The organism is Streptomyces sp. YPW6, from assembly GCF_018866325.1.
GTDB lineage: Bacteria > Actinomycetota > Actinomycetes > Streptomycetales > Streptomycetaceae > Streptomyces.
On the sequence record NZ_CP076457.1, the window covers coordinates 6489527 to 6514740 of the forward strand.

At 72.6% G+C, this 25214-nt stretch carries 20 protein-coding genes, 1 tRNA gene and 1 pseudogene; 11 read left to right on the forward strand and 11 right to left on the reverse strand.

What is annotated here, in order from left to right; translation table 11 throughout:
- Positions 1 to 6: 6 nt before the first annotated feature.
- Both KME66_RS28465 and KME66_RS28470 read right to left on the reverse strand, forming a co-directional pair.
- Positions 7 to 945 carry an RluA family pseudouridine synthase gene (locus KME66_RS28465; protein WP_216327453.1) on the reverse strand — a complete coding sequence of 313 codons (939 nt, stop codon included), beginning with the start codon at positions 943 to 945 and terminating at the stop codon, positions 7 to 9.
- Between the two features lie 62 nt (positions 946 to 1007).
- A tRNA-Leu gene (locus KME66_RS28470) sits at positions 1008 to 1095 on the reverse strand.
- A 183-nt stretch (positions 1096 to 1278) separates the two neighbouring features.
- Between KME66_RS28470 and KME66_RS28475 the strand changes: the two genes are divergently transcribed.
- The 3 genes from KME66_RS28475 to KME66_RS28485 all read left to right on the forward strand — a co-directional run bounded on the left by KME66_RS28475 (position 1279) and on the right by KME66_RS28485 (position 3965).
- Positions 1279 to 2610 carry a M20/M25/M40 family metallo-hydrolase gene (locus KME66_RS28475; protein WP_073221982.1) on the forward strand — a complete coding sequence of 444 codons (1332 nt, stop codon included), beginning with the start codon at positions 1279 to 1281 and terminating at the stop codon, positions 2608 to 2610.
- A 153-nt stretch (positions 2611 to 2763) separates the two neighbouring features.
- On the forward strand, positions 2764 to 2997 hold the full coding sequence (chpH, locus tag KME66_RS28480) for a chaplin ChpH (RefSeq protein WP_006123411.1): 234 nt from the start codon (positions 2764 to 2766) through the stop codon (positions 2995 to 2997).
- A gap of 140 nt (positions 2998 to 3137) precedes the next feature.
- Complete coding sequence (locus tag KME66_RS28485; protein ID WP_216327456.1) at positions 3138 to 3965, forward strand: chaplin; 828 nt, start codon at positions 3138 to 3140, stop codon at positions 3963 to 3965.
- Between the two features lie 70 nt (positions 3966 to 4035).
- On the opposite strand, the gene KME66_RS28490 is transcribed toward KME66_RS28485, so the two are convergent.
- Positions 4036 to 4224, reverse strand: coding sequence for a DUF5703 family protein (locus KME66_RS28490; protein WP_006123409.1), 189 nt, complete (start codon positions 4222 to 4224; stop codon positions 4036 to 4038).
- Between the two features lie 47 nt (positions 4225 to 4271).
- Here KME66_RS28490 and KME66_RS28495 point away from each other — a divergent pair, with 47 nt between their 5' ends.
- Positions 4272 to 4934 (forward strand): hypothetical protein, encoded by a 663-nt coding sequence (locus tag KME66_RS28495; protein WP_073221987.1) that lies wholly within the window; start codon positions 4272 to 4274, stop codon positions 4932 to 4934.
- A gap of 82 nt (positions 4935 to 5016) precedes the next feature.
- On the opposite strand, the pseudogene KME66_RS28500 reads toward KME66_RS28495, so the two are convergent.
- Positions 5017 to 7355, reverse strand: a pseudogene (locus tag KME66_RS28500) (helix-hairpin-helix domain-containing protein).
- Complete coding sequence (locus tag KME66_RS28505) at positions 7352 to 8335, reverse strand: aldo/keto reductase (RefSeq protein WP_216327459.1); 984 nt, start codon at positions 8333 to 8335, stop codon at positions 7352 to 7354. Before KME66_RS28505 ends, KME66_RS28500 begins: the two are co-directional and overlap by 4 nt.
- Before the next feature lie 139 nt (positions 8336 to 8474).
- On the opposite strand from KME66_RS28505, the gene KME66_RS28510 reads away from it, so the two are divergent.
- Positions 8475 to 9524, forward strand: coding sequence for an LLM class F420-dependent oxidoreductase (locus tag KME66_RS28510; protein WP_216327462.1), 1050 nt, complete (start codon positions 8475 to 8477; stop codon positions 9522 to 9524).
- Between the two features lie 248 nt (positions 9525 to 9772).
- Complete coding sequence (locus KME66_RS28515) at positions 9773 to 10561, forward strand: hypothetical protein (RefSeq protein ID WP_073221999.1); 789 nt, start codon at positions 9773 to 9775, stop codon at positions 10559 to 10561.
- 114 nt (positions 10562 to 10675) lie between these two features.
- On the opposite strand, the gene corA is transcribed toward KME66_RS28515, so the two are convergent.
- Entirely contained in the window at positions 10676 to 11668 is a 993-nt protein-coding gene (gene corA / locus KME66_RS28520) for a magnesium/cobalt transporter CorA (protein WP_073222002.1), read from the reverse strand.
- Positions 11669 to 11717: 49 nt separating this feature from the next.
- On the opposite strand from corA, the gene KME66_RS28525 reads away from it, so the two are divergent.
- From KME66_RS28525 to KME66_RS28545, 5 genes are all read left to right on the forward strand, one after another.
- Positions 11718 to 12440 carry a histidine phosphatase family protein gene (locus KME66_RS28525; RefSeq protein ID WP_073222006.1) on the forward strand — a complete coding sequence of 241 codons (723 nt, stop codon included), beginning with the start codon at positions 11718 to 11720 and terminating at the stop codon, positions 12438 to 12440.
- Positions 12441 to 12510: 70 nt separating this feature from the next.
- Positions 12511 to 13101, forward strand: coding sequence for a DUF3090 domain-containing protein (locus KME66_RS28530; protein WP_030114163.1), 591 nt, complete (start codon positions 12511 to 12513; stop codon positions 13099 to 13101).
- Entirely contained in the window at positions 13065 to 13904 is an 840-nt protein-coding gene (locus KME66_RS28535; RefSeq protein WP_216327465.1) for an SCO1664 family protein, read from the forward strand. The genes KME66_RS28530 and KME66_RS28535 overlap by 37 nt, the downstream gene beginning before the upstream one ends.
- A 120-nt stretch (positions 13905 to 14024) precedes the next feature.
- Positions 14025 to 15254, forward strand: coding sequence for a cysteine--1-D-myo-inosityl 2-amino-2-deoxy-alpha-D-glucopyranoside ligase (mshC, locus tag KME66_RS28540; protein ID WP_216327468.1), 1230 nt, complete (start codon positions 14025 to 14027; stop codon positions 15252 to 15254).
- Positions 15255 to 15368: 114 nt separating this feature from the next.
- A complete protein-coding gene (locus tag KME66_RS28545) occupies positions 15369 to 18452 on the forward strand; it encodes an NPCBM/NEW2 domain-containing protein (protein WP_216327472.1) in 3084 nt (1027 codons plus the stop codon).
- An 82-nt stretch (positions 18453 to 18534) separates the two neighbouring features.
- Here the strand turns inward: KME66_RS28545 and KME66_RS28550 are convergent, their stop codons facing one another.
- The 5 genes from KME66_RS28550 to KME66_RS28570 form a co-directional block, all read right to left on the reverse strand.
- Positions 18535 to 19587 (reverse strand): PAC2 family protein, encoded by a 1053-nt coding sequence (locus tag KME66_RS28550; RefSeq protein WP_073222022.1) that lies wholly within the window; start codon positions 19585 to 19587, stop codon positions 18535 to 18537.
- A 181-nt stretch (positions 19588 to 19768) separates the two neighbouring features.
- Positions 19769 to 21379: a glycerol-3-phosphate dehydrogenase/oxidase gene (locus KME66_RS28555; protein ID WP_073222025.1), complete on the reverse strand. Its 1611-nt coding sequence runs from the start codon at positions 21377 to 21379 to the stop codon at positions 19769 to 19771.
- Between the two features lie 14 nt (positions 21380 to 21393).
- A complete protein-coding gene (gene glpK, locus KME66_RS28560; protein WP_216327475.1) occupies positions 21394 to 22923 on the reverse strand; it encodes a glycerol kinase GlpK in 1530 nt (509 codons plus the stop codon).
- A gap of 58 nt (positions 22924 to 22981) precedes the next feature.
- On the reverse strand, positions 22982 to 23773 hold the full coding sequence (locus KME66_RS28565) for an MIP/aquaporin family protein (RefSeq protein WP_216327478.1): 792 nt from the start codon (positions 23771 to 23773) through the stop codon (positions 22982 to 22984).
- A gap of 431 nt (positions 23774 to 24204) precedes the next feature.
- On the reverse strand, positions 24205 to 24987 hold the full coding sequence (locus KME66_RS28570; RefSeq protein ID WP_178379014.1) for an IclR family transcriptional regulator: 783 nt from the start codon (positions 24985 to 24987) through the stop codon (positions 24205 to 24207).
- Positions 24988 to 25214: the final 227 nt, after the last annotated feature.

Below are 25214 nucleotides of genomic sequence, written 5' to 3' on the forward strand. Positions count from 1 at the left end.
CCCGCCTCACCCCTCCGGCCAGGCGGAGAGCCGCAGCCCGCTCTCGAAGCGGCGCGGCTCCCCGCCGACCGGATCGGTGAACCGAAGCACCCTCGCCAGCAACTGCAACGGCCGCGAGAAGTCGTCGGCGGCCCCCTCCGCCTCCACCACCGGATACAGCGGATCGTGGACGATCGGCAGCCCCAGGGCGTTCATGTGGACCCGCAGCTGATGCGTCCGCCCGGTCGCGGGCAGCAGCCGGTACCGTCCCGTCCCGCCCCGGTGCTCCACCAGCTCCACCCGGCTCTCGCTGTTCGCCTCGCCCGGCTCCTCCCGGGCGGCGAGCACCCCGCGCTCCTTGACGATCCTGCTGCGCACGGTCCGGGGGAGGGCCACGCCGGGGTCGTACGGGGCCAGGGCCTCGTACTCCTTCCGCACCCGCCGGTCCCGGAACAGCGTCTGGTACGCGCCCCGGTCCTCCGGCCGCACCACGCACAGCACCAGCCCCGCCGTCAGCCGGTCCAGCCGGTGGGCGGGCTGGAGGGCGGGCAGGTCCAGCTCCCGCCGCAGCCGGGCCACCGCGGTCTCGGTGACGTGCCGCCCCCGGGGCATCGTCGCCAGGAAGTGCGGCTTGTCCGCGACCACGATCCGCTCGTCCCGGTACACCACCCCGACCGGGAAGGGCACCGGCTCCTCGGGTGCGAAGTCCCGGTGGAACCAGAGATACCGTCCGGCGGCGTACGGCTCCGAGCCCTTCGCAGCGACCCCGTCGGCGCCCACGAACCGCCCGGCATCCAGCATCCCGGCCACCCGGTCCGCCCCGATCGCCCCGCCGAACCGTTCGGCCAGATGCTCCCCGACGGACGCCCACCGCCCCTCAAGATCCTCCGGAAGCCGCACCCGTACGGCATCGATCCCGTCCCGCTGGGGAAGGGGGGAGGCGGGCGGCTTCCTGCGACCCCGCATGCCCGCCCCTCTCCGTGATCGCCCGGTGACGCAAAAGAGCCCCACCGAAGTGGGGCTCCTGCTGGTGTCCGAGGGGGGACTTGAACCCCCACGCCCGATAAAGGGCACTAGCACCTCAAGCTAGCGCGTCTGCCATTCCGCCACCCGGACAAGGTGTCTGTCTCGCGGGCCGTGCCCGTTCCGACGTGGAAAACCATAGCAAACATTCGAGGGTGCTCGATCACGCCCCGGTGGCGGTGAACGCTGTGTGACGGGGGGTGTGCGGCCTTGGGTGTACGCCATGGGCGCGGGAGGATGAGAAGGAGCAGCACAGCGACAGCGGAGGGAAGCAGCGTGAGCGAGAGCAGCACGGGCCGGGCCGGCACGGGCAGGGCCGAGCAGGAGGTCGTCGACCTCTGTCGTGACCTGATCCGGATCGACACCAGCAACTACGGCGACCACTCGGGCCCCGGCGAGCGGCTCGCCGCCGAGTACGTCGCGGAGAAGCTCGCGGAGGTCGGCCTGGAGCCGCAGATCTTCGAGTCGCACAAGGGGCGCGCCTCCACCGTCGCGCGGATCCAGGGGGAGGATCCCTCCCGCCCGGCGCTTCTCATCCACGGGCACACCGACGTCGTCCCGGCCAACGCGGCGGACTGGACGCACGACCCGTTCTCCGGAGAGATCGCGGACGGCTGCGTCTGGGGCCGGGGCGCGGTCGACATGAAGGACATGGACGCGATGACCCTCGCGGTCGTCCGCGAACGGATGCGCACCGGCCGCAAGCCCCCGCGCGACATCGTGCTCGCCTTCCTCGCCGACGAGGAGGCGGGCGGCACGTACGGGGCCCGCTATCTCGTGGACAACCACCCGGGCCTCTTCGAGGGCGTCACGGAGGCGATCAGCGAGGTCGGCGGCTTCTCCTTCACCGTCAACGAGGACCTGCGGCTGTATCTGGTGGAGACCGCCCAGAAGGGCATGCACTGGATGAAGCTGACCGTGGACGGCACCGCCGGACACGGCTCGATGATCCACAAGGACAACGCCATCACCGAGCTGTCCGAGGCGGTCGGGCGGCTGGGCCGGCACACGTTCCCGGTGCGGGTCACCAAGACGCTGCGGCACTTCCTGGACGAGCTCTCCGACGCGCTGGGCACCGAGCTGGACCCGGAGAACATGGACGAGACGCTCGCCAAGCTCGGCGGCATCGCCAAACTCATCGGCGCCTCGCTCCAGAACACGGCCAACCCCACCCAGCTCGGTGCCGGCTACAAGGTCAACGTCATCCCGGGCCAGGCGACCGCCCATGTCGACGGCCGGTACCTGCCGGGGTACGAGGAGGAGTTCCTCGCCGACCTGGACCGGATTCTCGGCCCCAACGTCCGGCGCGAGGACGTGCACGCCGACAAGGCCCTGGAGACCACGTTCGACGGGGCCCTGGTCGACGCCATGCAGACCGCGCTGGTCGCCGAGGACCCGATCGCCCGCGCCGTGCCCTACATGCTCTCGGCGGGCACCGACGCCAAGTCCTTCGACGACCTGGGCATCCGGGGCTTCGGCTTCGCCCCGCTGAAGCTGCCGCCGGAGCTGGACTTCGCCGGGATGTTCCACGGCGTCGACGAACGGGTCCCGGTCGACGGGCTCCAGTTCGGCGTGCGGGTGCTCGACCGGTTCATCGACCACTCCTGACCGGTCCATGACCGATTCACCGCCGATTCGTCCACCTGTGCGGACATGTCCGAACGGGTGAAAGGCGCCGTTCACACGTAGCCCCGCGCATTTCTCCTCGTTACAAGGTTTGCGGTCCGCGGCTGGGACCGCACTTTCCAACTAGGAGGAATCATGATCAAGAAGGTCGTCGCAGTTGCGGCTGCCACCGGTGGCCTCGTTCTCGCGGGTGCGGGCATGGCTTCCGCCGACGCGGGCGCCCAGGGTGCGGCCATCGGCAGCCCCGGCGTGCTCTCCGGCAACGTCGTCCAGGTTCCGGTCCACGTGCCGGTCAACGTGTGCGGCAACACGGTCTCCGTGATCGGTCTGCTGAACCCCGCCTTCGGCAACACCTGCGTCAACGCCTGATCGTTGAACGTCAACCCGTAAGGGTTTGAGCTCGACCGGTCCCGGAGTGCACTCCATGCACTCCGGGACCGTTCGGCATTCGGCTCCCGCACGGTCATGTCCGGGGGTTTTTCGGAAGCCAGAAGGCAGGAAACGAACCTATGCGACAGGTCACTCGTAAAGGCCTGATCACCATGGCGGCTGCGGGCGGAGTGCTCGCACTGAGCGGCGGATACGCCCACGCCGACTCCGGGGCGGCGAGCGCCGCCACCGGCTCGCCGGGCGTGCTGTCCGGCAACTCGGTCCAGGTCCCGATCGACGTCCCGGTCAACGTCTGCGGGAACTCCGTCAGCGTCGGCGGACTGCTCAACCCCGCCAGCGGCAACGACTGCGGAAACGGATCAGCAGCATCCGACCGGTCCGCGCCGACCGACCGATCCGGGTCCGACCGGTCCGGGTCCGACCGGTCCGACGGCGCCCAGGACCGCTCGGTCCCCGGCGGCTCCGGCAACGGCGCCCAGGCCGGCGACACCACGGCCTCGGACCGCACCTCCGAGCCCGGCACGGGCCGCCACCGCGCCCCGGGCGGCGGCGCCACCGCCGAGGGGACCGCCCAGGGCTCGCCCGGCATCCTCTCCGGCAACTCGGTCCAGGCGCCCATCGACATCCCCGTGAACCTCTGCGGGAACAGCGTCACCATCGGCGGACTGCTGAACCCGGTCTTCGGCAACAGCTGCTCCAACGACGCCGAGCTGCCGCCCCCGCCGCCCGAGCAGCCGGAGGAGCCCCCGGTCACGCCGGAGACGCCGGTCGACCCGCCGGTCAGCCAGCCGCCCGAGCCGAACGCCCCCGAGACCCGGAACGTGCCCCGCGAGCAGCTCGCACAGACCGGTGGCGACGGGCTCGGCATGCTCATCCCGGCCAGCGCGGGGCTGCTGTTCGCCGGCGCGGGATCGGTGCTCTACCGCCGCTCGCGCAGCGCCGCCTGATCCGGGCGCGCACAGCACGGCACAACGCACGCAAGGGACCGGGCCCCGCCACCGCGGGGCCCGCTCCATGTCACCAGGTCGCCCGCAGCTGGCGGATGATCCGCCGGCGCAGCCGCACCCTGCGGCTGCCGTCCCTGCGGAGCGTCAGGCGGTCCAGCTCCCAGTGTCCGTACTCGGCGTGGTCGGTCAGGAGTCGGGCCGCGTCCTTGCGGGAGACCCCGCGCGGCACGTACACGTCGATGAATTCGTATTCCGGCATCGCATCTATTGTGCGGGCACGGGCCCGCTACGGATAGCGTCTGCACTATGTCTGATGCTGCGCAGCCCACCGCTGCCGAGGTACGTGCCGCCGCCGAAGCGGTCAAAGCCGCGATCGACCGTCACCTCGACGCGGTCGAACGCCGTACCGGGGACGACGACCCCGCCGTCTACGACGCGTTCAACGCCCTGGCCGCTGCCGCCGAGGTCTACGACGAACTCCTCTACGACCGCTACGACGAAGTCACCCCCTTCGAGATCCCCGGCGCGGACGACTCCCTGCCGCCCTACGCCGGTCCCGCGGAGCCCAGCGCGCTCAGTGTCCTGATCCGCCGCGACTACCTGGTCGCGGAGCCCCCGCGCCTCCTGGCCCAGGCACAGCGCCTGGCCGACGCCGACGTCGGTCCGGGCGGCGAGGACACGACCCCGGTGGTCGGCACCAGCGTCCACGCCGCGCTCGGCGTGCTCTTCGGCGAGTACGAACCGGACGAGATCGCCTCCCGGCACAAGGAGTTCGGCCTGGAGGAAGGGGACTCCACCCTCTGGGTCTCGGCCGGGGAAGCGGCTCCTGAACCGGGGGAGTGGCTCGGTGCCCCGTTCGAGGACGCCGACCCCGAACGGGTCGTCTGCCGCTTCGACGTCAGCGCGGTCTTCGACGAGGAGGACGACCCCGACGAGGACTTCGCCGGACCGGCGGTGCGCGGCCGCTGACCGGAGCCCCTCCCCGCCTCGCACCGGACGCGACAGTGGGCCCCGGCGCGTATCGCGCCGGGGCCCACCGCTGCGAGGGCCTTCAGGAAGACGCGTCGGGCGTCGGGAGCGCCTCCAGGAGCGGGCGCAGCCGGGTCGTCCGCTCCTGGGCCGGGATCTGCGCCACCGCGTGGGGGAGTGCCTGGTCCACTCCGTGCACCACGGACAGGTGCCGCTCGCCCCGGCCGAACGCGGTGTACACCCACGGCCGGCTCAGCCCCTGTGCCGCGTCGCCCGGCAGCACGACCACCGCGGCGGGCCAGCGCATCCCGGCCGCCTGGTGGGCGCTGAGGGCCCAGCCGTGCCGCACCGACGACTCCACCCGCTCCTGCGGTACGACGACGGGGACGCCCCCGCAGTCCAGATGCAGCCCCTCGGCGTCGGCGGAGCGCACCACCCCGGGCACCGCCCGGCCGGGCGCCGGTACATGAACCACCCGGTCGCCCGGGTCGAAACCGCCGAACCGGCCGGGGCCCGGGTTGAGCCGCTGCTTCAGCGCCTCGTTGAGCACCCTGGTCCCGGCGGCCCCGCCATGGCCCACCGTGATCACCTGGGTCTCGTCGGAGGGGATCGAGAAGGCCCGGGGCACCGAGTCGGCGACCAGCTGCACGGTCCGGTGGACGGCCTCGCCCGCATCCCGGACCGGGACGATCACCACCTCCTTGCCCGGGGCGTCGACCTGGTTCAGCTCGCCGATGCCGATGCCCGAGACCAGCTCCCCGATCGGGCCGGGGTCCGGAGTGCGGGAGACGACCTGGGGGCAGGTGCGGGCGGCCAGCACATCGGCGAACACCCGCCCGGCGCCCGCCGAGCCCAGCACGCCCGGATCACCGCTCAGCACGAGCCGGGCGCCGTCGGCCAGCGCCTCGACCAGGACCGCCGCGCTCTCCACGTCCAGTTGCGGGGCGTCCAGCACGACCAGCAGGTCCAGGGCGAGCGCCCCGTCCTCGTCCCGGCCGGGGCCCTGAGCACCGGACAGCAGGCCGGCCAGCGTGACCGCCGTGTCCGGATCACCGGTGGCCGCGGCGAGCCTGCGCCGCCCGTCCTCGCTGTGGGCCGCGCCGAACGCCCGCAGTCCCAGGCCGCGCGCCGCGGCGATGAGCGCGGCGGGCTCGCCCCGGGCCGCCTCGCCGCCGGTGTGCGCGACCAGACCCGCGGCGGCGGACGTACGGATCAGCTCGGCGGCCGACGGGCTCGGCGCTCCGGCAGCGGCCTCCGCCCAGTCGGCGGCCTTCTCGCAGGTGTTGACCAGCCGGGCCAGGCCGTCGGCGAGACTCTCCTCGGCCAGGGCGTAGCGGTCGAGGCCCAGCAGGACCCGGACCGGCTCGCGGGGCGTACCGGCGTCCGGGGCGAGGCCGCCCTCCTCCGCTTCGGCCGCGTCCGCCCCGGCCTCCTCCGGCTCCTCTTCCTCCCCTTCCTGGAAGAGCAGGGCCACACCCTCCTCGACGGCCTCGCGCACCGCCGCCTCCGGGTCGCTCACCGCACGCCCGGCGAGCGCAGCCCGGACAGCTTCGGCGTCCAGGGCCGTGTGGCCCTGGAGGGCGGCGCGCTCCAGCACCCAGCCGACCAGGGCCGCCGTCCGGCGGCGGTCGTCCGGGCCGCAGTCCGCGCCCAGCAGCGCACGAGCGAAGCCGTCGGCCTGCTCCGGCCGCACACCGGGCACGGCCAGCAGCTGCCAGGGATCGGCCTGCAGCAGCCCGGCCGCCTGCTCGCCCAGCGTGCCGACGGCCGGGCGGGCCAGCGCCTCGGGGGCCCCGCCCTCCGCGAGCACCGCGCGCACCGCGTCCAGGGCCTCCGGAGAGGCGGCCTGCGGGGCGGGGGCGGCCTCGGGCGCGGGGTCCGGGGCGGCTGGGCGGCGGACGGGGCGGGACGCCGGGGCGCCTGCGCTGCGGCGGGTGGCGCGTAGAACGCGGCGCCCGCCTTCTCACCGCTCTCCACCGCCCGCACGGCCGCGAGCAGATCGGCGGCGGTGCCGCTCAGACCCGCGCCCGCGGCGATGGGTCCCGTCTTCGCCGCCTTGCGCTGCTCGATGCGCTCCCGGAGCTCGCGCTGGGCGGCCAGCTCGGCCTGCGCCTCCGACAGTCCGGCGTCGGGCGAGGCGTCGGCGGCCCGGGTCCCCGCCGCGTCCTCGGCGTCCGCCGAGGGCTCCCGGGCCGCGGACCCGTCCTCGGCGCTCGCTGATCCGGCGGCCTCGGCCCCGTCGCCCGCGGCGTCGGCGGCCTCGGCCTCAGCGCCCGGGGAGGCGGCGACGGCGTCCCCGTCGCCCGCGGGGCCGGTATCCGCCGGGGGCTCCTGGGCCCCGGCCCCGTCCGGCGGGGACACGGCCTCCTGCGGGGTGTCCGTACCGCCGGTGCCGGGGGTCTCCCCGGGAAGCGCAGTCACAGCGTGCTCCAGTCCTGGTCGGGATAGCGGTGCACGGGCGCCGACACGTCGTCGAGCGCCTGGCAGATCTCGTAGGGAAGACTAAGCGCCTCCACCGACAAAGCCTCCGTGAGCTGCCCGGCGTTGCGCGCACCGAGGATCGGCGCCGCCACTCCCGGGCGGTCCCGGACCCAGGCGAGGGCCACCTGGAGCGGGCTCGTCGCCAGTCCGTCCGCCGCCGTCGCCACCGCGTCCACGACCCGGGCCGCCGTGTCGTCGAGATACGGCTCGACGAACGGGGCGAGCCGCTCGGACGCGCCCCGGGAGTCGGCCGGGGTGCCCTGGCGGTACTTGCCGGTGAGCACGCCGCGTCCCAGCGGGGAGGACGGCAGCAGCCCGATCCCGAGGTCCAGCGCGGCGGGCAGCACCTCGCGCTCGATGCCCCGCTGGAGCAGCGAGTACTCCATCTGCGTACTGGCCAGCCGGGTGCGCACCCCGGGCGCGGCGAGCTGCCAGGTGCCCGCCTTCGCCAGCTGCCAGCCGCAGAAGTCCGACACGCCCGCGTAGCGCACGCGGCCCGAGGAGACGGCCAGGTCCACCGCCTGGAGGGTCTCCTCCAGGGGGGTCGCCGGGTCGAAGGCGTGGACCTGCCACAGGTCCACGTGGTCCGTGCCGAGCCGTTCCAGCGACGCGTCCAGGGCGGCCAGCAGGTGCCCGCGCGAACCGTTGACGCGGCGGTGGGGGTCGGGGACGTTTCCGGCCTTCGTCGCGATGACCAGGTCCTCACGGGGGACCAGGCTGCCGACGAGCCGCCCGAGCAGATACTCGGCCTCGCCGCCCCCGTACACATCGGCGGTGTCCACCAGGGTGCCGCCCGCGTCCCAGAAGGCCTTCAGCTGGTCGGCGGCGTCGTGCTCGTCCGTGTCCCGGCCCCAGGTGAGGGTGCCGAGCCCGATCCGGGACACGCGAAGGCCGGTACGGCCGAGATGCCTCTGCTCCATGGGCGCTGAGATTACTGGCCAGGGCCCCACGGGGTGCAGGGGCTGTGGACAACCCGAGGTCCGCCGGGCCTGCCGGATCGCCGCCGCCCGCGCTAGAGTCCGGAGAAAGGGACGTTACTGATCAGTAAGGGGAGCGGTTATGCGGCTCGGCATCAATCTCGGTTACTGGGGCGCCGGCATGGACGGCGACAACCTCGCCGTCGCGCAGGAGGCCGACCGGCTCGGCTACGACGTCTGCTGGGCGGCCGAGGCGTACGGCTCCGACGCCCCGACCGTCCTGAGCTGGGTCGCGGCCCAGACCGAGTCGATCGACGTCGGCTCCGCCATCATGCAGATCCCGGCCCGTCAGCCCACCATGACGGCGATGACCGCCGCCACCCTCGACTCGCTGTCCGGCGGCCGCTTCCGGCTCGGCCTCGGCGTCTCGGGCCCGCAGGTCTCGGAGGGCTGGTACGGCGTCAGGTTCGACAAGCCGCTGGCCCGCACCCGTGAGTACGTGGAGATCGTCCGCAAGGCGATGACCCGCGAGCGCCTGTCGTACGAGGGCGCGCACTGGACGCTGCCGCTCCCCGGCGGACCGGGCAAGCCGATCAAGCTGACCGTGCACCCGCAGCGCGAGCACATCCCGCTCTACATCGCCGCGATCGGCCCCAAGAACCTGGAGCAGACCGGTGAGATCGCGGACGGCGCCCTGCTGATCTTCCCCTCCGCCGAACACCTGGAGGAGACCGCGATCCAGCCGCTGCGCGCGGGCCGGGAGAAGGCCGGCAGGACCATGGAGGGCTTCGACGTCAGCCCGACGCTGCCGCTGGCCGTCGGCGACGACGTGAACGGACTCGCCGACATGTTCCGCCCGTACACCGCCCTGTACGTCGGCGGGATGGGCAGCCGGAAGCAGAACTTCTACAACCAGCTCGCCCAGCGCATGGGGTACGAGAAGGAGGCCGCCGAGATCCAGGACAAGTACCTGGACGGGGACAAGGCCGGGGCCGCCGCAGCCGTACCGCACCAGCTGATCGACCAGACCGCGCTGCTCGGCCCCGTCGAGCGGATCGCGGAGCGCATGCAGGCCTACGCCGCCGCCGGGGTCACCACGCTCAACCTCGCCCCCGCGGGCTTCACCCTGGAGGAGCGGCTCACCGCCCTGCGCGCCGGCACGGACGCCCTGGAGCGCTCCGGACTCGCGTAACCCCCCGCGGGCAGCACTACGGCCGTGGTGGGGGCTCGGGGGTCTTCCCCGCCACGGCCGTCAGCAGGAACAACGCGCGACGCCCCCGACGGTTACGCCGCCCCGGCGGGCGTCCCGGCCGGCGCCCCCGGCGCGCGGAGTGCGTGCCCCCTCCGGTTGCCGACCGCCCCGCGGCGCATTTGACTCGTCCTGCGAACTACCGCTCCGCGGATCCGGGCGCCGCGGAGCACGGGTACGGAGGTGGTCCCATGCTCTCTGCCAAGACCCTGTTCCAGGAGATCCTGGACAACGACGAGTCCTACCGGCTCTTCTGTTCCATCGCCGCGAGCGGTGAGGCCCAGGGAGGCTGGGAGAACGCCCGTATCGCCGCCCTCGTCCCGGAGGGGCGCCGGGAGCTGGCCCCCAGGATCGTCCGGCACGGCGCCGACGAGGACAAGCACGGCCGGATCTTCAACGCCCTGCTGAAGAAGCGCGGACTGCCGCCCGTCGAGGTCCCCCCGGACACCGACTACACGATGCTCCTGGAGCGGCAGGGCATCGGCCTCGCGCACTCCCGGCTGCGCGGCGAGGAGCGGCTCACCGAGCGCGACATCATCACCTATCTGGCCCACAGCCGGATCACCGAGCAGCGCGCCTCCGAGCAGATGCGGGTGCTCCGCCGGTACTTCGCCGACCACCCCGACATCGGCCGCGCGGTGAAGATGATCTCCAACGACGAGGACAACCACCTCGCCTACTGCCACGAGGAGCTCCTTGCCCTCGCCCGCGAGGGTCACGGCCGGACCATCCAGCGGATCATGCGCGAGTGCGCCCTGGCCGAGATCCGCGTCTACCGCGACGTCAGCCTCGCGGTGATGGCCGAGATGGGCCGCATCCTCGGCTGGTCCCGGCCCAGGGCCGCCGTTCTCGCCGCGGGCATCCACGCGGTGTACGCGTACGAGCGCCTCGTCGGCTGGCGACGCATGGTGACCCTGGAGATGCCGAAGCGGCGCGACGCGCTCGGCAGCCCCGCGGCGCCCGAGCACGAGTACGCCTGAGGCACGCCGTCGGCCCGACCGTTCCCAGGCCCTGTCGTCGAACCGCCGCCTGCCGCCCTTCGCCTGCCGCGCGACGCCCGGCTCACCCGTGCGCCACCTCCCGGGACGGAACGCCTAGAGCCAGCCGCGCCGCTTGAACAGCCGGTACAGCCCGTACACCGTGAGTCCCATCAGCGCGACCACCAACGGGTACGTCCACGGCCAGTGCAGCTCCGGCATGGTGTCGAAGTTCATGCCGTAGATGCCCGCCACCATCGTCGGGACGGCGGCCATCGCCGCCCAGGCGGAGATCTTGCGCATGTCGTCGTTCTGCCGCACGCCCATCTGCGCCAGATGCGCCGACAGGATGTCCGAGAGGAGCCGGTCCAACCCCTCCACCTGCTCGTTGGCGCGGGTCAGATGGTCGGCCACGTCCCGGAAGAACGGCTGCGCGTGCTCGTGGACGAACGGCACGCCCGCGGCCGAGAGCCGGGCCATCGGCGCCGCCAGCGGACCGGCCGCCCGGCGGAACTCCAGCACCTGCCGCTTGAAGGTGTAGATCCGGGCCGCGGTGTTCTTCGAGTCGCCGCCGCTCGGTGCGAAGACCTGTGCCTCCAGTTCCTCCAGGTCCACCTGGAGCTCCCCGGCCACGTCCATGTAGTGGTCCACCACCGCGTCGCTCACCGCGTACAGCACCGCCGTCGGGCCGTGCTTGAGGACCTTCGGCTCGGACTCCAGCCGCCGGCGCACGGCCGCGAGCGGGGCCCCCTCGCCGTGCCGGACGGTGACCACGAACGAGTCGCCGACGAAGACCATCAGTTCGTCGGCGCTGACGGTGTCGCTCGCGGGCTCGTAGACGATCGGCTTGAGCACCACGAACAGCGAGTCGTCGTACACCTCCAGCTTGGGCCGCTGGTGCGCCCGCAGCGCGTCTTCCACGGCCAGCGGGTGCAGCCCGAACTCGTCCCGTACCCGATCGAACTCCGCCTCCGTCGGCTCGTGCAGCCCGATCCACAGGAACGCGTCCAGCGCGTCCCGGGCCTCGTCCAGAGCCTCGGAGAAGTCCTCGGGCCGCTCTATGCGGCGCCCGTCCCGGTAGATGGCACAGTCCACGATCACGGCGGGCATTCTTCCCCGTGACCCCGTTCCCACGCACCTCGGACGTACGCTGGCGGGTATGCCCACGCTGATCCTCGTACGCCACGGACGCTCCACGGCCAACACCGCCGGAGTGCTCGCGGGCCGCACTCCCGGAGTCCTCCTCGACGAACGCGGCGCCGCACAGGCCGCGGCCCTCCCCGGCCGGCTCGCCGCCGTGGCCCCGGTCCTCGCCGTCAGCAGCCCCCTGGAGCGCTGCCGGCAGACGCTCCAGCCGCTCCTCGACGCGCGCCCGGGTCTGCCCCTGCACGTCGAGGACCGGATCAGCGAGTGCGACTACGGCCACTGGGCGGGCCGGAAACTGGCCGAACTCGCCGACGAGCCGCTGATGTCGGTCGTCCAGCAGCACCCCTCCGCCGCGGCCTTCCCCGGCGGCGAGTCCCTGCGCGCCATGCAGGCCCGCGCCGTCGACGCCGTACGCCACTGGAACGAGCGCGTCGAGGCGGAGCACGGCGAGGACGCCACGTACGTCATGTGCTCGCACGGCGACATCATCAAGTCCCTCGTCGCCGACGCGCTCGGCATGCACCTGGACCTCTTCCAGCGCGTCCACGCCGACCCCTGCTCGGTCACCGCGATCCGCTACACCCGGCTGCGGCCCTTCCTCCTGCGGCTGGGCGACACCGGCGACCTCGGCTCCCTGGCGCCCCGCGAACACACCGCCGGGGCGGACGCCGCGGCGTCCCCCACCGGTGACGGTTCGGCGGACGCGGCGGTCGGGGGCGGCGCGGGCGCGCCGTGATCGCTCCGGGCAGTAGGGTGGACGCGCCGTAGCGCCGCCCAACCACCATCGAAGCTCAAGGGAGCAGGACGTGTCCCGTCAGGTGTTCCTCTACGACCCACCGGACCGGTTCGTGGCCGGTACGGTCGGGCTGCCTGGCCGCCGTACGTTTTTCCTGCAGGCGTCCTCCCAGGGCCGGGTCACCAGCGTCGCCCTGGAGAAGACCCAGGTCGCCGCGCTCGCCGAGCGGATCGACGAACTGCTCGACGAGGTCGTACGCCGCACCGGCGGCAACTCCCCCGTGCCCGCCGTGGCGCCCACCGACGTCACCGACACCGCGCCGCTCGACGTGCCCGTCGAGGAGGAGTTCCGGGTCGGCACCATGGCCCTGGCCTGGGACGGCGAGGAACAGCGCATGATCGTCGAGGCGCAGGCCCTCGTCGAACTCGACGCGGACTCCGAGGACGACCTCGCGGAGGCCGAGGAGAAGCTCCTCCAGGACGAGGAGAACGGCCCGCCGATGCTGCGCGTCCGGCTCAGCGGCGCCCAGGCCCGCGCCTTCGCCAAGCGGGCCCTGGACGTCGTCAACGCCGGCCGCCCGCCGTGCCCGCTGTGCAGCCTGCCGCTCGATCCGGAAGGACACGTATGCCCGCGCCAGAACGGATACCGTCGCGGAGCCTGACGGACCCCGAGCTGCTCACCCTGCTCACCGAGGGCACGCTCACCGTCCTCGGCCGGGTCGGCGGGGCGTCCAACGCGGTGCTGCACTGCACGGTGGCGTACGACGGTGAGGAGCGCGCCTGCGCCTACAAGCCGGTCGCCGGCGAGCAGCCGCTCTGGGACTTCCCCGACGGGACGCTCGCCCAGCGGGAGGTCGCGGCGTACGAGATCTCCCGGGCGACCGGCTGGGAGCTGGTGCCGCCGACCGTGCTGCGGGACGGGCCGTACGGGCAGGGCATGGTCCAGCTCTGGATCGAGAGCCCCGCGGACGGTGAGGAGGCGCCCGAGCTGCTGGCGCTCGTCGAGGGCGAGGAGCCGGGCGACGGCTGGAAAGCGGTGGGCTTCGCGGAGGTGGGGGAGGGGAAGACCGCGCTGCTGGTGCACGCGGACGACCCCCGGCTGCGGCGGCTCGCGGTGCTGGACGCGGTGATCAACAACGGTGACCGGAAGGGCGGGCATCTGCTGCCCGCGCCCGGCGGGCGGCTCTTCGGCATCGACCACGGCGTCACCTTCAACGCCGACGACAAGCTGCGCACCCTGCTCTGGGGCTGGGCGGGCGAACCGCTCACCGACGAGTCCCTGGCGGTGCTGGGCCGGCTCGCCGCCGCGCTGGCGCCGGGGGCAGCCCTCGCCACCCGGATGGCCGAACTCATCACACCGGCCGAGAACAAGGCCCTGCGGGGGCGGATCGACGGGCTGCTCAAGGCCGCCGTGCACCCGCGGCCGAGCGGCCAGTGGCCGCCCATTCCCTGGCCGCCGGTGTAGCGCGCGCCTGCCGCGCTCCGCGCCTATACCTCTGCCGAGAGATCCGCGCAAGAGTGCCTCTTCGGACAGGTTTGCGGAGCCGGTTCGTATCCGGAAGCAACGTCCGGTTACGCTCATGACATGCATGCCTGGCCCGCTTCTGAGGTCCCCGCCCTGCCCGGCAAGGGCCGCGACCTTCGGATCCACGACACCGCGACCGGCGGACGGATCACCCTTGCCCCCGGTCCCGTCGCCCGCATCTACGTCTGCGGCATCACGCCGTACGACGCGACCCACATGGGTCATGCGGCGACCTACAACGCGTTCGACCTCGTTCAGCGCGTGTGGCTCGACACCAAGCGGCAGGTTCACTACGTCCAGAACGTGACCGACGTGGACGATCCGCTGCTGGAGCGGGCCGTGCGCGACGGACTGGACTGGACCGGGCTCGCGGAGCGCGAGACGGCACTCTTCCGTGAGGACATGACCGCCCTGCGGATGCTGCCCCCGCAGCACTACATCGGAGCGGTCGAGGCCATACCGGGCATCGTGCCCCTCGTCGAACGGCTCCGGGACGCGGGCGCCGCCTACGACCTGGACGGCGACACCTACTTCTCCGTCGACGCCGACCCGCACTTCGGCGAGGTCTCCCGGCTCGACGCCGAGGCCATGCGCCTGCTCTCCGCCGAGCGGGGCGGCGACCCGGAGCGCCCCGGCAAGAAGAACCCCCTCGACCCGATGCTCTGGATGGCCGCCCGCCCGGGCGAGCCGAGCTGGGACGGGGCCTCCCTGGGCGACGGCCGCCCGGGCTGGCACATCGAGTGCGTCGCCATCGCGCTGGACCACCTCGGTATGGGCTTCGACATCCAGGGCGGCGGCTCCGACCTCGCCTTCCCGCACCACGAGATGGGCGCCTCGCACGCCCAGGCGCTGACCGGCGAGCACCCCTTCGCCCGCGCCTACGTCCACGCGGGCATGGTCGCCCTGGACGGCGAGAAGATGTCCAAGTCGCGCGGCAATCTGGTCTTCGTCTCGGCGCTGCGCCGCGACGGCGTGGACCCGGCGGCCATCCGGCTCGCGCTGCTCTCCCGCCTCTACCGCTCCGACTGGGAGTGGACCGACCAGGTGCTGGCCGACGCCGTCGAGCGCCTCGCGCGCTGGCGGGCCGCCGTCTCGCGCCCCGACGGTCCGTCCGCCGACGCGCTGGTCGAGGAGGTCCGCGAGGCCCTCGCCGACGACCTGGACAGCCCCGCCGCGCTCGCCGCGGTGGACCGCTGGGCCGCGCTCCAGAGTGCGGAGGGCGGTACCGACGAAGGCGCGCCCGGTCTCGTCTCGCGTACGGTCGACGCCCTGCTGGGGGTCGCGCTGTAGGCGGTTCTCCCGCCCGCCCGATGGCTCGAACCGGCCTCGGACTTCTCTACGAAGTTCGGGGCCGGTTCCTTTTTGTCCATGGTCATGTGCTCGAAGTTGCGCTAAAAGCTCTCTATGCAAACATCAACGCGCATGAGAGCGGCAGTGGTTGCTGCCCTGCTCGGACTGCTCGCGGTCCTCACGGGACCCGGCGGGGCCCACGCCGACGAGGCCCCGCCGGAGAGCACCGAGGCCACGGAGAGCGCCGGGACCACCACCGTCGGGGACGTGACCGGCTTCCGCGCGGACGGGGCCGTCTACCGGCTGACCGCCGGACAGGCCGAGGCCCGGGTCACCTTCGTCTCGAAGGAGACCTTCCGCATCGAGCTCGCCCCGGACGGGAAGTTCACCGACCCCACCGGCGACGACATCGTCCTCCCGCAGGGCGAGCCGCCCCGGACCCGCTGGAAGGAGCGCGGCGACCGCTACGAGCTGTCGACGGGCGAGGTCACCCTGCGGGCCTACAAGAAGCCGCTGCGCTTCGCCCTGCACCGGGCGGACGGCAGCCGGATCTGGTCCGAGACGAAGGGCCTGAGCTGGACGGGCGAGAAGACCGTCCAGACGCTGGCCCGGGGCGCGAACGAGCAGTTCTACGGGGCCGGGATGCAGAACGGCCGCGGCAACACCTCCCACCGCGACAAGACCGTCCAGGTCGCCGTCGACTACAACTGGGACGACGGCGGCCACCCCAACTCCGTGCCGTTCTACCTGTCCTCGGCCGGCTACGGCGTCTTCCGCAACACCTACGCCCCGGGCACCTACACGTTCACCGACCCGGTGACGACCAGCGCGCAGGAACAGCGCTTCGACGCCTACTACTTCGCGGGCGAGGGAGCCGACGCCGCCAAGGACGTCATCGGCCAGTACACCGACCTCACCGGAAAGCCGTTCCTGCCGCCCGTCTACGGCATGGAGATCGGCGACGCCGACTGTTACCTCCACAACGCCAACCGGGGCGAGCGCCGCACCCTGGACTCGCTGAAGGTCGCCGACGGATACGTCGAGAACGACATGCCCAACGGCTGGATGCTCGTCAACGACGGCTACGGCTGCGGCTACGAGGACCTGGAGGAGACCGCGCAGGGGCTGAAGGACCGCAACATGGAGCTGGGCCTGTGGACCGAGGACGGTATCGACGACCTCGAAGCCCAGGTCAAGGCCGGCCAGCGGGTCGCCAAGCTGGACGTCGCCTGGGTCGGCCCCGGCTACAAGCTCGCCCTCGACGCCTGCAAGGACGCCTACCAGGGCATCGAGGACCACAGCGACGCCCGCGGCTTCACCTGGGCCCCGGAGAGCTGGGCGGGCGCGCAGCGCTGCGGAGTCCAGTGGTCCGGCGACCAGTCCGGCAGCTGGGAGTACATCCGCTGGCAGATCCCCACCTACGCGGGCGCCACCATGTCGGGACTCGCCTACACCACCGGTGACGTCGACGGGATCTTCGGCGGAAGCGCCAAGACCTACACCCGCGACCTCCAGTGGAAGATGTTCCTCGGCACCACGATGACCATGGACGGCTGGGCCGCCATGGACAAGCAGCCGTTCCGCTACGGGGAGCCGTACACCTCCGTCAACCGCGCGTACCTCAAGCTCAAGGAGTCGCTGCTGCCCTACCAGTACTCCTACGCCCACGAGGCCACCGAGACCGGTGTCGGCATGGTCCGCCCGCTGGTCCTGGAGTACCCCGACGACCCGAAGGCGTCGACGGAGGCCGCGAAGTACGAGTTCCTCTCCGGCGAGCACTTCCTCGTGGCACCCGTCTACCAGGACACCACCGAGCGCAAGGACATATACCTTCCCCGGGGCACCTGGATCGACTACTGGAGCGGCCGCACCTATCAGGGCCCCACGACCATCGACTCCTACAGCGCCCCGCTCGACACCCTGCCGCTGTTCGTGAAGGCGGGCGCGGCCGTCCCGATGTGGCCGGGCATCCGCTCCTACCGCGACCGCACCGCCGACTCCCCGCTCGCCTGGGACGTCTACCCGCAGGGGAACAGCTCCTTCACCCTGTACGAGGACGACGGCGTCACCCGCGAGCACCGCGACGGCGCGTACGCCACCCAGCGCGCCGACGTCCGGGCCCCGCAGCGCGGCGCGGGCGACGTCTCGGTCACGATCAACGAGAGCCGCGGCGACTTCGCCGGCAAACAGACCGCCCGCCCCTACGAGTTCACCGTGCACACCGGCTCCGAGCCGCGTGGGGTGAAGCTGGGCCGGAAGCTGCCCGAGCTGACCTCGAAGGCCGCGTACGACCAGGCCCGGCAGGGCTGGTGGTACGACCGTGACGACCGCGGCGGCGTGGTGCACGTGAAGACCGCGCCCCTGAGCACCGCGGAGAAGTTCACCGTGAAGCTGCTGGGCACCAGCGCGGTCGGCGGGAAGAAGGCCTCGGCCGCCGCCGTCCTCACCGTGCCCACCGGACAGGAGGCCGGAGCGGGCACGCCCGGCACGGTCCTGGTCGATGTGACCGCGGGCCGGTCCGCTCTCACCGACACCACGGTCTCCCTCCAGGTCCCCGAGGGCTGGCGGACCGCCGCCGCCGAGGTCCCGGGCCGCATCCCGGCGGGCACCACCCGCCGGGTCGAGGTGGAGCTCACCCCGGCGAAGGACGCCGAGGTCCGTGAGACCCGGCTGACCGCACGGGCGCGCTACCGGGCCGCCGGTGAGACCCGCACGAGTCAGCAGCGGCTCGCCGTCTCCGTCCTGCCGCCGGCCCCGGAGGGCGACGCCTGGGCGAGCGATCTCGTCTGGCTCTCCGAGACCAACGGCTACGGTCCCGCCGAACGCGACCGCTCCAACGGGGAGTCGGGCGCGGACGACGGGAACACGCTGACCCTCGCGGGGAAGACGTACGAGAAGGGGATCGGCACCCACGCCGACTCCGACATCGCCCTCCATCTGGGCGGGCGGTGCACCGCGTTCACCGCCGACGTCGGGATCGACGACGAGATCAACGGCTACGGAGAGGTCGCGTTCTCCGTGGAGGGCGACGGCGAGGTGCTGTGGACCTCACCGAAGCTGACCGGCGCCTCGGCGACCGTGCCGGTGGACGTGAAGCTCGACGGCGTACGCCACGTGCGGCTGAAGGTCACCGACACCGACGCGTCCAAGGCGGGGGACCACGGCGACTGGGCGGCGGCGAGGTTCCACTGCGCCTGAGCCGCACGTCCGGCCCGGCGAACAGGTGCGCCGCACGGGATCGTCTCCCGTGCGGCGCACCGCCGTTCGCGAGGCGCCCCGGTCAGTCCTCCTCGGGACGGCCGCCGGAGCCCTCGTCGCCGTCGGATCCCGCCGCGTCGTCGGGCCCCCTGGCGCCCTTGTCGTCGGAGGACTTCCCGCGCCCGGTCTCCGGACGGGGCGGCTTCGGGGGGCGGGTACGGCCGCTGGACGGGTCGCGCAGATAGGAGGCGTCCCCACTCTCCGTGGCGTGGCCGCCCGGTCCTTGCCCGGGACCGCCGTCCCGCCGCCGCAGGTAGCGCTCGAACTCCCGGGCGATGGCCTCGCCGGACGCCTCGGGCAGCTCCGCGGTGTCCCGCGCCTCCTCCAGCGTCTGCACGTACTCCGCGACCTCGCTGTCCTCCGAGGCCAGTTGGTCCACCCCGAGCTGCCAGGCCCGCGCGTCCTCGGGCAGTTCGCCCAGTGGGATGCGCAGCCCGATCAGATCCTCCAGCCGGTTCAGGAGGGCGAGCGTCGCCTTGGGGTTCGGCGGCTGCGACACGTAGTGCGGGACCGCCGCCCACAGGCTGACCGCGGGCACCCCGGCGTGCGTGCACGCTTCCTGGAGGACTCCGACGATGCCGGTGGGCCCCTCGTAACGGGTCTCCTCCAGGTCCATCGTCCGCGCCAGGTCCGCGTCGGAGGTGACCCCGCTCACCGGCACCGGCCGGGTGTGCGGGGTGTCGCCGAGCAACGCGCCCAGGATGACGACCATCTCGACGCCCAGCTCGTGGGCGAAGCCGAGGATCTCGTTGCAGAACGACCGCCAGCGCATCGACGGTTCGATCCCGCGCACCAGGACCAGGTCGCGGGGCTTGTCGCCGCCCACCCGCACCACGGACAGGCGCGTCGTCGGCCAGGTGATCTTCCGCGTGTTGCCGTCCAGCCACACCGTGGGCCGGTTGACCTGGAAGTCGTAGTAGTCCTCGGCGTCCAGCGCCGCGAACACCTCGCCCTTCCACTCCCGGTCCAGATGACCGACCGCTGTGGAGGCGGCGTCCCCGGCGTCGTTCCAGCCTTCGAACGCGGCCACCATGACCGGGTCGACCAGCTCGGGCACCGACTCGAGCTCGATCACCCGGGCCTCCTTCCGATGTCTCCATGCGTACGGAGCAACCTTACGGCTTTCCCGACCCCCGCCCGCAGCCCTCCTGCACGGCCGGGTGAACCCCGGTCAGCCCCTCCCGCAGCGGGAACGGGGGCGACTCCCGCGAGGAAGTCGCCCCCGTCCGCGTACCCGTGGGGGAGGGGCCGGAGGATCAGTCCCGGTCGGCCAGGAGCTTCTCGACGCCGTCGCGCACGTCGTCCGTGGCCAGGCCCCGGATCGTCAGCGTGGTCCGGCGGCGCAGCACGTCGTCCGCCGTCTCGGCCCACTCGTGGTCCCGGGCGTAGGCGACCTGGGCCCAGATCTCCGGGGCGTCCGGGTGGACGCGCTCGGCCAGCTCCGGGTTCTCGTTCGCCAGGCGGGCGATGTCGAAGGCGAGCGAGCCGTAGTGCGTGGCCAGGTGCCGGGCGGTGTCCGGCGCCATGCGCGGGCCGGGGGCCGGGCCGTCGACGAGCAGCCGGTGCGCGACCGCGTTCGGGTTGGCGATGCCGGGCAGCGGCAGCTTCCTCGGCAGCCGGTTCATCGGCTCCATGTCCTCGGCCAGCGGGTGCCCGGGCAGGGCGGCCAGCTTGGTCATGACCGTACGGCCGATGTGGCGGAAAGTCGTCCACTTGCCGCCCGCGACCGACAGCATCCCGCCGCGGCCCTCGGTGACGACCGTCTCGCGCTTGGCCTTGGAGGTGTCGCCGGGACCGCCGGGAAGCACCCGCAGACCGGCGAAGGAGTACGTGATCAGATCGCGCGAGAGCTGCTGGTCCCTGATCGAGAACGCCGCCTCGTCGAGGATCTGCGCGGTGTCCGCCTCGGTCACCGAGACGTCCGCCGGGTCGCCCTCGTACTCCTCGTCCGTGGTGCCCAGGAGCAGCATGTCCTCCCACGGCAGTGCGAACGTGATGCGGTACTTGTCGATCGGGGTGGCCAGGGCCGCCCGCCACGGGCGGGTGCGCTTGAGGACCAGGTGCGCGCCCTTGGAGAGGCGGATGGAGGGGGCCGCGTTCGGGTCCTCCATCTTCCGCAGGTGGTCGACCCAGGGGCCGGTGGCGTTCAGTACGAGGCGCGCGTCGACGCCGAACTCGGTGCCGTCGGTGCTGTCCTTCAGCTCGGCGCCGGTGACCCGGCCCCGGGTGAAGCGGAGCCCGGTGACGGCCGCGTGGTTGAGGACGACCGCGCCCGCGTCGACGGCCGCGCGGACCGTCATCAGGGCCATGCGGGCGTCGTTCATCTGGTCGTCGCGGTAGACCGCGACCGCCTTCAGGTCGTCCGTACGCAGCTCGGGGACGTCGCGCTGGGCCTTGGCCGGGGAGATGACGTGGCCGACGCCGTCGCCGAACGCGGAGAGCGCGGAGTAGGCGAAGACGCCCGCCCCGAGCTTGGCCGCGCCGTGCGGGCCGCCCTTGTAGACGGGCAGGTAGAAGGTGAGCGGGTTGGCCAGGTGCGGGGCCACCTCACGGGAGACCGCGCGCCGCTCGAAGTGGTTCTCCGCGACCAGCTTCACCGCGCCGGTCTGCAGGTAGCGCAGACCGCCGTGGAGGAGCTTGGAGGAGGCGGAGGAGGTGGCGCCGGCGAAGTCACCGGCGTCCACCAGGGCCACCCGCAGCCCGGACTGCGCGGCATGCCAGGCGGTGGAGATGCCCAGGATGCCGCCGCCGATGACCAGGAGGTCGAACGTGGCCCGGGACAGCTGGTCCCGGGTCTCGGCGCGGCTCGGCAGCGAGCCGGAGGCCGGGTGCGTTCCGAGGGCGGGAACGCTCTGCAGGGTGGTCATGATGATGCTCCTCGTCAGCTTTCTTCGTCCTCGATCCAGCCCATGGTCCGTTCGACGGCCTTGAGCCAGCTCTTGTACTCGCGGGCACGGGTGTCCGCGTCCATGCGGGGGGTCCACTCGGCGGCCCGGCGCCAGTTGGCGCGCAGCGCGTCGGTGTCCGGCCAGAAGCCGACGGCGAGACCGGCGGCGTAGGCGGCGCCGAGGCAGGTGGTCTCGGCGACCATGGGGCGCACCACGGGCGCGTCCAGGAAGTCGGCGAGCGTCTGCATCAGCAGGTTGTTGGACGTCATGCCGCCGTCGACCTTGAGCGCGGTCAGCTCGACGCCGGAGTCCTTCGTCATGGCGTCGCTGATCTCGCGGGTCTGCCAGGCGGTGGCCTCCAGGACGGCACGGGCGATGTGCGCCTTGGTGACGTAGCGGGTGAGACCGGCGATGACACCACGGGCGTCGGGACGCCAGTAGGGGGCGAAGAGGCCGGAGAAGGCGGGCACGAAGTACGCGCCGCCGTTGTCCTCCACCGAGGAGGCCAGCGTCTCGATCTCGGCGGCCGACTTGATCAGGCCCATCTGGTCGCGCATCCACTGCACCAGCGAACCGGTGACCGCGATGGAGCCCTCCAGCGCGTACACCGGGGGCTTGTCGCCGATCTGGTAGCCGACGGTGGTGAGCAGCCCGTTGTACGAGTTCACCGGGGTGCCACCGGTGTTCATCAGCATGAAGGTGCCGGTGCCGTACGTGGACTTGGCCTCGCCCTCGGAGAAGCAGGTCTGGCCGAACAGTGCCGCCTGCTGGTCGCCGAGCGCGGAGGCCACCGGGACGCCGTCCAGGACGCCGCCCCTGGCGTTGCCGTAGACCTCGGCGGAGGAGCGGATCTCGGGGAGCACCGCGGCCGGGATGCCGATGGAGGAGAGGATCTTCTCGTCCCACGTCATCGTGTGCAGGTTCATCAGGAGGGTGCGCGAGGCGTTGGTGACGTCGGTGACGTGCACGCCGCCGTCGGTGCCGCCGGTCAGGTTCCAGATGACCCAGGAGTCCATGGTGCCGAAGAGGATGTCGCCGCGCTCGGCGCGCTCGCGCAGCCCCTCGACGTTGTCGAGCAGCCAGCGGACCTTGGGGCCGGCGAAGTACGAGGCGAGCGGCAGCCCGGTCTCGCGGCGGAACCGGTCCTGGCCCACGTTGCGGCCGAGCTCCTTGCAGAGCGCGTCGGTGCGGGTGTCCTGCCAGACCAGGGCGTTGTGCACCGGCTCACCGGTGTTCTTGTCCCACAGCAGGGTGGTCTCGCGCTGGTTGGTGATGCCGATCGCCTTGACGTCGGCGGAGGTGATGCCGGCCTTGACGATGGCCCCGGCGACGACCTCCTGGACGTTCTCCCAGATCTCGGTCGCGTCGTGCTCGACCCAGCCCGGCTTCGGGAAGATCTGCTCGTGCTCCTTCTGGTCGACGGAGACGATCCGGCCGTCCTTGTCGAAGACGATGCAGCGGCTGGAGGTGGTGCCCTGGTCGATGGCCGCGATGAACGGCCCGGTGGTGTGTGCGTCGGTCACGGTGTGCTCCCGGAAGTCTGTGGGTGAGAGGGGTTACGGCGCTGATACCCGGCGCGGGTCAGGCGAAGGCGAGGTTGTAGAGCCCGCCGGCGAGCGCTCCGCCGACGAGCGGACCCACGATGGGTACCCACGCGTAGCCCCAGTCCGAACCACCCTTGTTCGGCAGCGGCAGCAGCGCGTGCACGATGCGCGGACCGAGGTCGCGGACCGGGTTGATGGCGTAGCCGGTCGGCCCGCCGAGCGAGAGGCCGATGCCGACCACGACCAGGGCGGTGATCAGCGCGCCGAGCACGCCGAGGCCGTTGCCCTCGTTGTTGAGGCCCTGGGTGAGGATCGCCAGGACCAGCACGACGGTGGCGATGATCTCGGTGACGACGTTCTGCACGCCGTTGCGGATCTCGGGGCCGGTGGAGAAGATCCCGAGCACCGGTCCGGCCTTGGGAGCCGCGTCCTGGTCGACCATGCCCTCGTCGCCCGTCGGGTCGGTGACGATCTCCGGGTCGGTGAGGTGGGCGTGGAACTGGCCGTAGTAGACCGCCCAGACGAGCAGGGCGCCGATCATGGCGCCGAGCAGCTGCGAGCCGAGGTAGAGGGGAACGTCGCCCCACGCGGTGCCGCCCTCGATGGCGAGGCCGACCGTGACCGCGGGATTGAGGTGGGCGCCCGAGACGCCGCCGGCGAGGTAGGCGCCGGTCAGCACGGCGAAGCCCCACCCGAAGGTGATGGCCAGCCAGCCCGCGTTGCGGGCCTTCGAGCTCTTCAGCGTGACGGCGGCACAGACACCGCCGCCGAGCAGGATGAGTACGGCGGTACCTATGGTCTCGCCGATGAAAATGTCGGAGCTGGACACCCGCGACTCCTTTGTCCTTCGTCCAGGGGAGACGGATCACCGGTCCCGCCGGTGTTCCGCGCCCCAGATGGGTATCCACGAAGCGTGGGCAGCCCATCTGTAAGGGCTTGGCCGGCCCTTGGCACTGTCACACCCTAACGCGTATTGCCGTTAGGCGTTCGACAATGCCGACCGTTGAACGGCAGTGTTTCCCCGAAGTGAAGGAAGCGTCAAGGGTTCTGTGGTCCACGACTCGGTGCGCGACGGGATCGTTACCGGGCGCTGCGCGACAGGCTCGGCCTGCCGGGGCCTGCCGGGGCCTGCCGGGGCCTTGCGGGGCCGATACGGGCCGGGTGTGCCGGGCGCAGGGGTGTCCGGCACGGGCGTGAGCGGAGCGGGGGCCGGGGCGGGGGATGGGCCGGGCCGGGGGCTGCGGGGGGCCGTGCGGGCCCTCAGAAGCGTCCGGCGCCCAGATCCCGGGAGACCGCGCGGGCGCAGTCCCGTACGGCGGCGATCAGCTCGGGGCGCAGCGACCCGTCCGGGGCCACGCGCTCCACCGCGCCGGTCACGGCGACCGCGCCCACCGGCATCCTGCGCCGGTCGTGGACGGGGGCGGCCACGGCGGCGACGCCCTCCCAGGTCTCCTCGGCGTCGGCGGCCCAGCCCTGGGCCCGGATCAGGTCGAGCATCGACTCGAACGCGCCGGCCTCGGTGACGGTGCGCCCGGTGAAGGAGCGGCGCTCCGCCTCCATGACCTCGCTGTGCGCCACCGGGTCGTACGCGGACAGCACCTTGCCCAGCGCGGTGGAGTGCAGCGGCTGCATCGCCCCCACCTCCAGCACCTGGCGGCTGTCGTCGGGCCGGAAGACGTGGTGCACGATGAGCACGCCGTGCTGGTGCAGCACCCCGAGGTGGACGCTCTCGCCGCTGGACCGGGCCAGGTCGTCCGTCCAGACCAGGGCGCGCGCCCGCAGCTCGTGGACGTCCAGATAGCTGTTGCCGAGCCGCAGCAGCTCCGCGCCCAGCTGATAGCGGCCCGACGCGGTGTCCTGCTCGACGAAGCCCTCCAGCTGGAGAGTGCGCAGAATGCCGTGCGCGGTGCCCTTGGCCAGCCCCAGCGAGGAGGCGATGTCGGAGAGCCCGAGCCGGCGCTCGCCGCCCGCCAGCAGGCGCAGCATCGCCGCCGCCCGCTCCAGCGACTGGATGTTCTTGGCCATCGCGCCGTACTCCTCCATCGTGGTTCGACAATGCTGAACACTATCGGTCGATGCCGACCTGCGCCGGACTCCGGGGAAAAGTCTCCGCCACCGGCCGCAGGTGTCGCACCCGTCACAGCATGCAGGCCGTACGCGTTTCGCCCTCTGGACGCCCCTACGGACCCGGCCGCCCTCGGGCTAGGCTGGCGACGTGCGCCTTCCCCGAGAAGGACGCAAAGCCGACAGCCGTCGCATCCCTGGGAGAT

Excerpts from the sequence above, each read along its gene's own strand:
- KME66_RS28465 (WP_216327453.1), bottom strand. The coding sequence starts at position 945 with ATGCGGGGTCGCAGGAAGCCGCCCGCCTCCCCCCTTCCCCAGCGGGAC.
- chpH (WP_006123411.1), top strand. The coding sequence starts at position 2,764 with ATGATCAAGAAGGTCGTCGCAGTTGCGGCTGCCACCGGTGGCCTCGTT.
- KME66_RS28485 (WP_216327456.1), top strand. The coding sequence starts at position 3,138 with ATGCGACAGGTCACTCGTAAAGGCCTGATCACCATGGCGGCTGCGGGC.
- KME66_RS28490 (WP_006123409.1), bottom strand. The coding sequence starts at position 4,224 with ATGCCGGAATACGAATTCATCGACGTGTACGTGCCGCGCGGGGTCTCC.
- KME66_RS28495 (WP_073221987.1), top strand. The coding sequence starts at position 4,272 with ATGTCTGATGCTGCGCAGCCCACCGCTGCCGAGGTACGTGCCGCCGCC.
- KME66_RS28505 (WP_216327459.1), bottom strand. The coding sequence starts at position 8,335 with ATGGAGCAGAGGCATCTCGGCCGTACCGGCCTTCGCGTGTCCCGGATC.
- KME66_RS28510 (WP_216327462.1), top strand. The coding sequence starts at position 8,475 with ATGCGGCTCGGCATCAATCTCGGTTACTGGGGCGCCGGCATGGACGGC.
- KME66_RS28515 (WP_073221999.1), top strand. The coding sequence starts at position 9,773 with ATGCTCTCTGCCAAGACCCTGTTCCAGGAGATCCTGGACAACGACGAG.
- corA (WP_073222002.1), bottom strand. The coding sequence starts at position 11,668 with ATGCCCGCCGTGATCGTGGACTGTGCCATCTACCGGGACGGGCGCCGC.
- KME66_RS28525 (WP_073222006.1), top strand. The coding sequence starts at position 11,718 with ATGCCCACGCTGATCCTCGTACGCCACGGACGCTCCACGGCCAACACC.
- KME66_RS28535 (WP_216327465.1), top strand. The coding sequence starts at position 13,065 with ATGCCCGCGCCAGAACGGATACCGTCGCGGAGCCTGACGGACCCCGAG.
- mshC (WP_216327468.1), top strand. The coding sequence starts at position 14,025 with ATGCATGCCTGGCCCGCTTCTGAGGTCCCCGCCCTGCCCGGCAAGGGC.
- KME66_RS28545 (WP_216327472.1), top strand. The coding sequence starts at position 15,369 with ATGCAAACATCAACGCGCATGAGAGCGGCAGTGGTTGCTGCCCTGCTC.
- KME66_RS28555 (WP_073222025.1), bottom strand. The coding sequence starts at position 21,379 with ATGACCACCCTGCAGAGCGTTCCCGCCCTCGGAACGCACCCGGCCTCC.
- KME66_RS28570 (WP_178379014.1), bottom strand. The coding sequence starts at position 24,987 with ATGGAGGAGTACGGCGCGATGGCCAAGAACATCCAGTCGCTGGAGCGG.